A 9676-nucleotide genomic window follows, 5' to 3' on the forward strand; every position below is an offset into this window, starting at 1 on the left:
TTAATTCCACGATGGGTTGATCCAGCCATGCAGAAGCTCTCCGCTGACTTGGCCGTTAGTGTGTCCGACCTGAAGCGCAGTCCCAGTGCGGTCCTTAATCAGGCCGGGGGAATTCCGGTCGCCATCCTCAACCATAACAAGGTCATGGCCTACATGGTGCCGGCCGCGTTCTACGAGCGTCTTGTCGAGCAGCTGGACGACATGGCGCTCGCCGAAATCGCGCGGACTCGGGCTGACGAAGTGCCGGTGTCTGTCGATCTGAATGACCTATAGGCTGGAGTTTCTCCCTTCGGCCCTGAAGGAATGGAGGAAGCTCGGCTCCACTGTAAAAGAGCAATTCAAGGCCAAGCTGGCCGAACGACTGGAAGCGCCGAAGTTGGCGGCATCGGCTTTGGCCGGGATGCCTGCTCACTTCAAGATCAAGCTCCGCTCTTCCGGCTATCGAATGGTCTATCGGGTCGACGACGGTCGCATCGTGGTCATTGTGGTGGCAGTGGGCAAACGCGACAAGGCCGGCGTCTATCGCAAGGCGAAGGTGCGGTAAGTCAAACCCGCGCCATCAATGGCGGAAATGGCGCATCCCGGTCAGCACCATGGCGATGTCGTTGTCGTCGGCGGCGCGGATCACGTCGTCGTCGCGCATCGAACCGCCCGGCTGGATAACCGCCGTCGCCCCCGCCGCGACGGCCGACAGCAGCCCGTCCGCGAAGGGGAAGAACGCGTCCGACGCGACCGCCGAACCGCGCGTCAATGGCTCGGCGAGACCCAGCGCCTGGGCGGCGTCCTCGGCCTTGCGCGCGGCGATCCGGGCCGAATCCACCCGGCTCATCTGCCCCGCCCCGATGCCGACGGTGGCGCCGTCCCTAGCATAGACGATGGCGTTGGACTTGACGTGCTTGGCGACCCGGAAAGCGAATTTCAGGTCGGCAAGCTCGGCGGCGCTCGGGGCCCGCTTCGTCACCACCTTGAGGTCGAGATCGTCGACCACGCCGGCATCGCGCGATTGCACCAAGAGCCCGCCCGCGACCGACTTCACGAAGCGCCCGGCGGCGCGCGGGTCGGGCAGGCCGCCAGTCAGCAGCAGGCGAAGATTCTTCTTGGCCGCGATGATCGCCATGGCGTCGGGGTCCGCGTCGGGGGCGATGATCACCTCGGTGAAGACCTGGACGATCGCTTCCGCCGCGGCCCGGTCGAGGCGGCGGTTGAGCGCGACGATGCCACCGAAGGCGGAGACGGGATCGCAGGCCAATGCCTGCCGATAGGCCGCCAGGAGATCCGGCCCTTCCGCGACGCCGCACGGGTTGGCGTGCTTGATGATGGCGACGGCGGCGATGCGATCCGGATCGAATTCACCGACCAGCTCGAAGGCGGCGTCGGTGTCGTTGATGTTGTTGTAGGACAGCGCCTTGCCCTGCACCTGCCGGGCCGTGGCGACGCCGGGCCGCGCCTCGCCGGTCTTGTAGAAGCCCGCCGACTGATGCGGGTTCTCGCCATAGCGCAATTCCTCGGCAAGCGTGCCGGCAAAGCTCGCGCGGCGCGGCATCGCGTCCTCCACTTCGCCGGCGAACCATTGCGAGACCGCCGCGTCGTAGGCGGCCGTGCGGCCGAAAGCGCGGGCCGCGAGCCGCCGCCTGAGGGCGAGATCGGTCTCGCCCTCGTTCGCCTGCAGCACCGCAAGCAGCTCGCCATAATCGGCCGGATCGACGACGACGGTGACATAGCCGTGGTTCTTGGCGCCGGCCCGGATCATCGCCGGGCCGCCGATGTCGACATTCTCGACGATGGTCGCGGCGTCGGCGCCACCGGCCAGCGTCGCCTCGAAGGGGTAGAGATTGACGACCAGAAGATCGATCCCGGCAATATCGTGAGTCCGCATCGCTTCGGCATGGGCGGGGTCGGCGCGAATCCCCAGAAGCCCGCCATGCACGCCCGGATGCAGCGTCTTCACCCGCCCGTCCATGATCTCCGGAAAGCCGGTGAGATCGGACACGTCGCGGACGGCGAGGCCGGTGGCTTCCAGCGCCTTGTGGGTGCCGCCGGTGGAGACGAGCTCGACGCCGAGCGCCGCGAGGCCCTTGGCCAGATCGTCCAGGCCGCTCTTGTCGGATACCGAGATGAGCGCCCGGCGGACGCGGACGCGGTCGGGAACGGGTGTGACATTGGCCTTGACGGACATCGGCATTTCCTGCGCGGATCGGAAAGAGGGATTTGGTCCCTGATACCGGGGCGAGGCCGCTGCGACAATGCCTCGGCGCGGACGTGTCGTCCTATGGCGTCAGCCGCGGCTCATCGCCGTCCGCGCCTGGCGACGCCTTCGACAGCTCGGCGAGATCGTCGAGCGTGTTCGGCAAAACGCCGACAGCCCGATTCATGCCGCAGGACGCAAGCGCCAGGCCGATAATGGCAAGGAGGACGAGATGCTTCATCGGCATGAAGATGCGCCATCGCGGCATTTCGTCGAGTCGTGTTTTCGCTTTTCGCGTCTGTCGACGCCGCTCGCTTCTGACGCCCCGACGCCCCGGCCGATCAGCGCTCGCGCAGGAAGCGCCAGGCGATACCGTCGGAGTCCCGCGCGTCGAACGACACGACGAGCTGGAGCGTGCGGCGAGCCCCGCCGGCATCGGCAAAAAAGATCGAATCCTCGATCGCCAGCTCACCATCGGTCTCGAACAGCCAGCGCTGATCGCGAACGCTGAGCCGGACCCCGTCGCCCGCCGTTTCGACATTGACCCCCGGGTGAAGATGGAAGCGCGCGGTAGCGCTCAGTGCCGTCCCGGCGCTCCCATGCCCGCCCGCGGCCTCGAAACGGTCGGTGCCGTCCACCTGGTTTCCATCGGGTGACACGACGAGCCTGCGGCGATGCAGGAGACCGAAGCCGCGCTCATAGCCGTTATGGGTGGCGTCGAAACCGAGACCGGCGTCGCCCGGATCGGCCAGTGTCACGGCGGTGGGGCCAGGCACAAGCGGGGTTCCGAGAAACCGGTCGAGGCTGGCGGAGCGGGCGAAATGCGAGGAGGATCGGTCCGCTACCGTGACGGTCGAATGGGCGGCGGTGGAGCGCGAAAGCCGCCGCCAATCGGAGTCCTCGGTGGTCGGGCGACCGCAATTGACGACGATGCGGCTGGCCTCGCTCGACAGTTCGAAGGCGAGCGTCCCGGCATGGGCGTTGCTCGACACCGAGGTGTGCGCCGGGCAGCCCGTGTCGGCGATGACGGTGGTCCTGTCGGCCGTGATCCGGTGATAGCCCGACTGGCGCGCGTGGCTGATCGGCTCGCCCAGCGTCTCGTCGTAGCGCAGCAGCACGGTCATCAAATGGAGGTCGGAGACGCCGGCGCCGTTGAACAGCGCCAGCGTCCCGTCGCCATGGCGAAAGAAGCGGATCGCCGGCAGCATCCGGTCGATCGCCGAATAGAGGCCCTTCGGCAGCGCTTGACCCTGCCCAAGATAGGTCAGCCGCAGCGGAATCAGATCCGCCAGGATGCGGATGATCGTCGAGGGGTCGCGGGAAATATGTCCGCCATCGGGAAAGATCTGCCGGTCGAGTTCGTCGGACAGGGACTGCGCGGCGATCTTGACCCGCCCGCTGGCCGTCGGGAGACACAGCGAGGCAAAGGCGAGCGCCGTGCGCACGACGAGGCGCGGCATTCCCTCGGGCGCTTCCTGGGCGATCGCGCGCAGATAACGCGCCTGCGCCGACAGGCTTTTCATGAAACGGCGGTAAAAGCCCGGTTCGGCCCCGGTAAGCAGCAGATCGGCATGGGTGATCCAGGCGATGAGACGCCGCGCCGCGACCGCCGGCTCGAAGGCCGGGCCGCCGATCGTCTTGCCCTTGAGGCGGATCCAGTCGTCGACGAGCGCGCGGGCGTTCTGGGCCGCCAGCGCGTCACTGGCCGCCGCATGATGGCTCAGCCAGTCGAACCCATGCAGTTCGACCGAATAGGCGGCCGATGGCGGCGTCGACTGGAAAATCGAGGTGCGGCCGGGCTCGAGCAATTGTCCGGCGAAATGAAACCGCCCGGCATAGATCGCTTCGGCGATCATCGGGTCGCCGTGGCGCAGATTGGGCGGAAGCGCGATGAGTTTGCCGGATGTCCCTCCGGCGAAGCGCCAGCGGTGGATCGGGCCGGTGTGGAGTCGCCGCCGGACCCGGCGCCAAGCCTCCCGAAGCGTCAAAACCGCAAGCAGCGGATGATCCACCAAACCCGTCGACACTCCCGTACTCCAGCGCTATCGGATCGTTTCAGATGCGCTCACCGGTTTTCGGATCACGCGATGCGGCATTGCAGAGATTCACGGCGTTCCGCGCGTGTTCAACCAGGCGCGCACCGTTGTCACCATGGTCTCGCAGGCCAGCCGACGCCGGTCCGATGCCGGCGAGCGCGTAGCGACTGCTCGATACAACCGAGTTTCGCGCGATATGGTAAAGGCTTTGCTAAGGCGCGGAGGCAGGCGCGAGCGCCTGGATCACAGCCGCTTGAGCCGGGCCGCGTAAAACCCGTCGAGGCCGCCCTCGGCACCCTCGCCGGCCCCCAGCATCTCCGGCGTTGTCCGCAGATCGCCCTCAGGCGTCAGGGCGAATTCGAAGCCCGGCAGCTCCGCCGCCGTGACCGGATCGCGGGCGAAGTCCGGCCGCGCCGCGAGAAATGCCGCGACCACATCCTCGCCTTCCACCCGGTCAAGCGAACAATTGGAAAACACCAGCCGGCCGCCCGGCGCCAGGAGCCGCGCCGCCTCGCCGAGCAGGCGCGCCTGGACGGCCGCGAGCTTGTCGACCTCGGCGGCGTCCTTGGTGTAGCCGACATCGGGATGGCGGCGGATCGTTCCGGTCGAGGAACAGGGCGCGTCGAGCAGGATCGCATCGAACGGCGCGTCGGGTTCGTAGGCCGATAGATCGGCGACGACCGTCTCGGCTTCGAGCGACAGGCGCGCCAGATTTTCCTTCAGCCGCTTCATCCGATTGGCGTTGATGTCGAGCGCAGTGACCCGGCCACCGGCAAGGATCAATTGGGCGGTCTTGCCACCCGGCGCCGCGCAGACATCGGCAACGCGCTTGCCGGAGAGATCGCCGAACAACTTCGCCGGCAGCGCGGCGGCGGCGTCCTGCACCCACCATTCGCCGGTGGCGAAGCCGGGAAGGTCGGTCACTGGGCCGTCGAAGCTGCCGAGCCGGACCGTGCCGGAGGTCAGCGCGACACCGCCGAGACGCTCCGCCCAGGAAGCGGGATCGCCCTTCACCGAAAGATCCAGCGACGCCGGCGACAGATGGGCCAGCGCGATCGCGTCGGCGCGGGCCGCCCCATAGGTCGCGACGAGCCGGCGCATCAGCCATTCCGGCATGTTCTCGCCAGGCTTGGCGACCACGCGCAGCGTCTCCTTTTCCCGCGACAGGCGGCGCAGCACGGCATTGATCATGCCGGAAAAGCGCTGGCTGCGGGAATCGACGCCGGAGGACGCAACGGCGAGATCGACAGCCGCGGAATCCGGCACGTCGAGAAACAGGATCTGCGCCGCCCCGACATGCAGGATGTGCTTCAGCGCCGCCGCGTTCGGCGGCAACGGCCGGTCGAGGCAGGCGTCGAGCGCCCGGTCGATCGTGCCGCGAAAGCGCAGGGCCGTCAGGATGATCGCCTTGACCAGACCCTGGTCGCGCCGTTCCAGCGCGCGAAAGCCCGAATGACCGCCCTTGGCGTCGAGAAGGCCGTCGGCGGAGGTCTTGGCGTCGACGATGGCCGACAACAGCTTGGCCGCCACCAAGCGCGCGCCGAGGCCCGGCCTGTCGCCGGCCGAATAGCCATCCGGCACGAAGGCATCGGGTCCGGCGGCGATCCGGGGCTGACCCGCCCTGTCGGCCGCGACCGGCGCCTTGCCCGGCAGGGGGCGCTTGCGCGGCGCCGAGCGGGAAGCGTCGAAATTGCCGCCGCGGCGGGGCTTGCGGCCGTCCGACCCGGTGCTCAACCCCAGGGACCCTTGCGCGGGCCGCCGGGCGGCGTCTTGCGCGCACGGTTCCACGGCCCCGACGCCTGATCGTCATGCGCGACCGGCTTGGCCGACGTGCCGGCGACGAAGCCCACACCGCCGCCGCCGCCCATTTCGACCGCCATCTGCCGCAGGGCGGCGATACGGTTGCCGGTATCCGGGTGGGTCGAGAACAGATTGTCCATGCGCTGGCCTGACAAGGGGTTGATGATGAACATGTGCGCCGTCGCAGGGTTGCGCTCGGCGTCCTCATTGACGATGCGACCGGCGGAACTGGCGATCTTGCCGAGCGCCGAGGCCAGCCAGTCGGGATTGCCGCAGATCTCGGCGCCGCGGCGGTCGGCGGAATATTCGCGGGTGCGGCTGATCGCCATCTGCACCAGCATCGCGGCGAGCGGCGCGACGATGATCGCGGCAATCACGCCCACGAAGCCGAGCGGATTGTTGTTGTTGCGGTTGCCGCCGAAGAAAAAGGCGAAATTGCCGAGCATCGAGATCGCGCCGGCGAGCGTCGCGGTGATCGTCATGATCAGCGTATCACGGTTCTGCACATGGGCGAGCTCGTGCGCCATCACGGCCGCGACCTCTTCCGACGTCAGTTGCTCGAGCAGGCCGGTGGTCGCCGCGACGGCGGCGTTATCGGGGTTGCGGCCGGTGGCAAAGGCGTTCGGCTGCGGGTTCTGGATGACGTAGACCTTCGGCATTGGCAGGCCGGCATTGCCGGCGAGGCCCTGGACGATGCGATAGAATTCCGGCGCCGTGCGCGCGTCGACTTCCTTCGCACGGTGCATCTTCAGCACCATCTTGTCGGCGTTCCAATAGGCGAAGAGATTCATCCCCGCCGCGATGACGAAGGCGATCATCATGCCGGCGCGGCCGCCGACCAGAAGCCCCAGCCCCATGAAAAGGGCGGTCATGAAGGCGATCAGCATCGCCGTCTTGATCATGTTCATGGGACGGTCCCACCCCGCTGCTCACGACGCGGTCGATCCGCGTCCTACCGCCAGCAAATCTGGTGATTGCAGGTCGCCGCCGCAATGTCGATCACAGCGGGAGCGTTTCAGCTGCTCCGGGCGATGACCATCGTGGTCACTCGCCGGCCGCAGTGGGCAATTGCCGAGCGGCTCCCTATCTTGCCGGCACCGACCGCCGACCAGGACCATCCTGCCAATGACCGACCCCGAAACTTCAGACTCCCCGCAAGCCGCCGCGCCCGACGGCCTGGCCGATCCGGACCGCAACGACGCGCCGACCGACAATCGCCCGCTCTCGCCCGCCGCCCGGCGCGCGCTCGCCGAGGCCGAGGCGCGGCGCCGCGATCGCAACGCAGAGACGATCGATCCGGCCGGCCGGCCGACGGAGCTGAATGGCCGCGACGGCCCGGAACCGGTCCGCTACGGCGATTGGGAGAAGAACGGTCTGATTTCGGACTTCTGATTTGAGGGTCGCCGAGCCCGGAAAAGCTGACTGTGGCCCGCATTCCAGATTGACGGCGACGAATGCGTTTCAGCTTTTGGTTGTGGGCACCTTATCCTAACGGAAACCACGCCATTCACGGCTTCGCACCTCGCGGAGATGAGACGACCCCGTAATCAACCCTTAGCGCTCTGGTGAACTAATTGATTTCCTCCGAATTCGGTATAGGAATAATATCCGCAACACACATGATTCGGATCGCCCGCTGACGTGAGATACCTTACCAATACTCTTTACGGTTGCATTACCTCCCTGCTCGCGTTTGGGGCAGCGGCTGGCGCCGCCGAGACCGGCGATGCGTATCTGCGCGAAATCGCCGGGCCGGTGGAGGCGCGCGTGATCAAGGTACGCGACGGCGATACGATTATGGTCGAGGCATTCATCTGGCCGATGCAGTCCGTCCATGTCGCGGTTCGCCTGCGCGGGATCGACGCCCCGGAGCATCGCGGCGGCTGTGCGGCGGAAAAAGCCGCCGCGCAAGTTGCGACCGATCGGCTCAAGCAGCTGGTCGGCGGCGGAAACGTCACGTTGACCGTCATTTCCGGCGACAAATATTTCGGCCGCGTGCTGGCCAGCCTGTCGGCGTCGGACGGCAGCGACGTCGCCGACCGGTTGCTGCGCGAGGGTCTCGTCGCCCGCTACGAGGGCGGCAAGCGGCGCGACTGGTGCAACGGCGCTGTGCTGGGCGGTCTCGCGCCAGCGGCACCTGGGATATCGGGTATCGGATAGGCGGGTTTGCGCTGCAGGCCGTTAAAGCGTCGGGATGTCCGCAACGCGAGTTGCCGCCCGCCCATACTCCGCGCTAAACCCTGAAAAGCGGTGTTCATACCGGTTTCACGTGAAACGGAGAGGCCGGTCGATGACGGGCGAAGCCAGACTCGAAGCCATCGTCCGCCAGGCGATCACCGCTTTCCAGCCGAAGATCGCCGTCCGGCTGTGGACCGGAGAACGCATCGGTCCCGCGGACGGACCGGCGCTCGCCCTGAACGATCCCGCCGCGATCGCTCGCCTGGCGTTGCGCCCGACGATCGCCACCGCCGTCGAATTATGGATGACCAAGGCCGTCGATATCGAGGACGGCACGATCTTCGATATCGCCGCCGCGCGTTCCGACATACGCACCAAGGAAGCGCTGAAGAAGCTCGACAAGTTACGGATCGCCATCGCGCTGCCGGCGCTCTACAGCCTGTCCCGTAAAGGCTCCAAGGCCGCCAAAGCGGCGCCCCAGACAGGCGTAGGGGCGGGCGCCAGCGGCTCGTCCATGGCGGCGATCCAATTCCATTACGACATCTCCAACGATTTCTACCGGCTCTTTCTCGACGAGCGGATGCTGTATTCCTGCGCCTATTTCGACGGCTGGCACGACGACATCGACAAGGCGCAGCACGACAAGCTGGAGATGATCTGCCGCAAGCTGCGGCTGAAACCGGGCGAACGGCTGCTCGACATCGGCTGCGGCTGGGGCGCGCTGCTCATCCATGCCGCCGAGAATTATGGCGTCACCGGCCACGGCGTGACGCTGAGCCAGGCGCAATACGATCTCGCCCGCGAACGCGTCGCGGCGAAGGGATTGGGCGATCGTGTGACGATCGAACTCAAGCCCTTCCAGGAGGTGAGCGGAGCCTTCGACAAGATCGCCTCGATCGGCATGTTCGAGCATGTCGGCTGGGCCCATCACGACGCCTATTTCAGCGCCGTGCGTAAACTCCTGCGGCCGAACGGGCTCTATCTCCACCACGCCATCACCCGGCCGGCCAAGGCCACCGACAAGGCATTTCGCAAAGGCACGAAGGAATATGCGGCGATCATCCGCTACATTTTTCCCGGCGCCGAACTCGACCATGTCGGCCACTCCGCGCAAAAGCTGGAGGCGCACCGTTTCGAGGTCCACGACGTCGAGAACTGGCGCGAGCATTACGGCCGCACCTGCCGGCTCTGGCACGACCGCCTCAGCGCCAATATGGAAGAGGCGTCGCGGATCGCCGGCGAGCCCCGCGCCCGTCTCTGGCTGCTTTATCTGGCCGGCGTCTCGCTGGGTTTCAGCCGCGGCGGATTGCTGATCTACCAGACACTCGCCTCGCGGCGGGCCAAGGGACCGGCCGAACTGCCCCCGACCCGGCAAGACCTTTATCGCTAGGCTCAGGACCTATTAATTTCTCTTGATCTGTGATTCACGGTCTCCATTGAAGGAGGCTTTGATGGGTGATTTGTTTTTGTTGAGCGA

General features: G+C 66.7%; 10 protein-coding genes. 5 read left to right on the forward strand and 5 right to left on the reverse strand.

Going from position 1 to position 9676, the window contains the following annotated elements:
* The first annotated feature begins 27 nt into the window (after positions 1 to 27).
* Together VQ044_RS17975 and VQ044_RS17980 are read left to right on the forward strand one after the other, a co-directional pair.
* Positions 28 to 273 carry a type II toxin-antitoxin system Phd/YefM family antitoxin gene (locus VQ044_RS17975; protein ID WP_327625499.1) on the forward strand — a complete coding sequence of 82 codons (246 nt, stop codon included), beginning with the start codon at positions 28 to 30 and terminating at the stop codon, positions 271 to 273.
* Positions 263 to 544, forward strand: coding sequence for a type II toxin-antitoxin system RelE family toxin (locus VQ044_RS17980; protein ID WP_327625498.1), 282 nt, complete (start codon positions 263 to 265; stop codon positions 542 to 544). The genes VQ044_RS17975 and VQ044_RS17980 overlap by 11 nt, the downstream gene beginning before the upstream one ends.
* A 15-nt stretch (positions 545 to 559) precedes the next feature.
* Here VQ044_RS17980 and purH read toward each other — a convergent pair whose 3' ends face one another.
* The 5 genes from purH to htpX all read right to left on the reverse strand — a co-directional run bounded on the left by purH (position 560) and on the right by htpX (position 6929).
* The gene (gene purH / locus VQ044_RS17985) at positions 560 to 2176 is read right to left on the reverse strand and encodes a bifunctional phosphoribosylaminoimidazolecarboxamide formyltransferase/IMP cyclohydrolase (RefSeq protein ID WP_327625497.1); all 1617 of its coding nucleotides are present in this window, start codon (positions 2174 to 2176) and stop codon (positions 560 to 562) included.
* A 91-nt stretch (positions 2177 to 2267) separates the two neighbouring features.
* On the reverse strand, positions 2268 to 2453 hold the full coding sequence (locus tag VQ044_RS17990) for a hypothetical protein (protein WP_327648591.1): 186 nt from the start codon (positions 2451 to 2453) through the stop codon (positions 2268 to 2270).
* A 73-nt stretch (positions 2454 to 2526) separates the two neighbouring features.
* Positions 2527 to 4212, reverse strand: a complete 1686-nt coding sequence (locus VQ044_RS17995) for a heparinase II/III family protein (RefSeq protein WP_327648592.1) — start codon at positions 4210 to 4212, stop codon at positions 2527 to 2529.
* 252 nt (positions 4213 to 4464) lie between these two features.
* Entirely contained in the window at positions 4465 to 5955 is a 1491-nt protein-coding gene (locus tag VQ044_RS18000; RefSeq protein ID WP_327648593.1) for an RsmB/NOP family class I SAM-dependent RNA methyltransferase, read from the reverse strand.
* Complete coding sequence (gene htpX, locus VQ044_RS18005) at positions 5952 to 6929, reverse strand: zinc metalloprotease HtpX (RefSeq protein ID WP_327625493.1); 978 nt, start codon at positions 6927 to 6929, stop codon at positions 5952 to 5954. The genes VQ044_RS18000 and htpX overlap by 4 nt, the downstream gene beginning before the upstream one ends.
* Positions 6930 to 7146: 217 nt before the next feature.
* On the opposite strand from htpX, the gene VQ044_RS18010 reads away from it, so the two are divergent.
* The 3 genes from VQ044_RS18010 to VQ044_RS18020 all read left to right on the forward strand — a co-directional run bounded on the left by VQ044_RS18010 (position 7147) and on the right by VQ044_RS18020 (position 9589).
* Complete coding sequence (locus tag VQ044_RS18010) at positions 7147 to 7413, forward strand: DUF1674 domain-containing protein (RefSeq protein WP_327648594.1); 267 nt, start codon at positions 7147 to 7149, stop codon at positions 7411 to 7413.
* A 249-nt stretch (positions 7414 to 7662) separates the two neighbouring features.
* Positions 7663 to 8181 (forward strand): thermonuclease family protein, encoded by a 519-nt coding sequence (locus VQ044_RS18015; RefSeq protein ID WP_327648595.1) that lies wholly within the window; start codon positions 7663 to 7665, stop codon positions 8179 to 8181.
* Between the two features lie 130 nt (positions 8182 to 8311).
* Positions 8312 to 9589 carry a cyclopropane-fatty-acyl-phospholipid synthase family protein gene (locus VQ044_RS18020; protein WP_327648597.1) on the forward strand — a complete coding sequence of 426 codons (1278 nt, stop codon included), beginning with the start codon at positions 8312 to 8314 and terminating at the stop codon, positions 9587 to 9589.
* The last annotated feature ends 87 nt before the right edge of the window (positions 9590 to 9676 follow it).

The organism is Aurantimonas sp. C2-5-R2 (assembly GCF_036549495.1).
Lineage (GTDB): Bacteria > Pseudomonadota > Alphaproteobacteria > Rhizobiales > Rhizobiaceae > Aurantimonas > Aurantimonas coralicida_A.

Excerpts from the sequence above, each read along its gene's own strand:
- VQ044_RS18010 (WP_327648594.1), top strand. The coding sequence starts at position 7,147 with ATGACCGACCCCGAAACTTCAGACTCCCCGCAAGCCGCCGCGCCCGAC.
- htpX (WP_327625493.1), bottom strand. The coding sequence starts at position 6,929 with ATGAACATGATCAAGACGGCGATGCTGATCGCCTTCATGACCGCCCTT.
- VQ044_RS17975 (WP_327625499.1), top strand. The coding sequence starts at position 28 with ATGCAGAAGCTCTCCGCTGACTTGGCCGTTAGTGTGTCCGACCTGAAG.
- VQ044_RS17990 (WP_327648591.1), bottom strand. The coding sequence starts at position 2,453 with ATGCCGCGATGGCGCATCTTCATGCCGATGAAGCATCTCGTCCTCCTT.
- VQ044_RS17980 (WP_327625498.1), top strand. The coding sequence starts at position 263 with ATGACCTATAGGCTGGAGTTTCTCCCTTCGGCCCTGAAGGAATGGAGG.
- purH (WP_327625497.1), bottom strand. The coding sequence starts at position 2,176 with ATGTCCGTCAAGGCCAATGTCACACCCGTTCCCGACCGCGTCCGCGTC.
- VQ044_RS18020 (WP_327648597.1), top strand. The coding sequence starts at position 8,312 with ATGACGGGCGAAGCCAGACTCGAAGCCATCGTCCGCCAGGCGATCACC.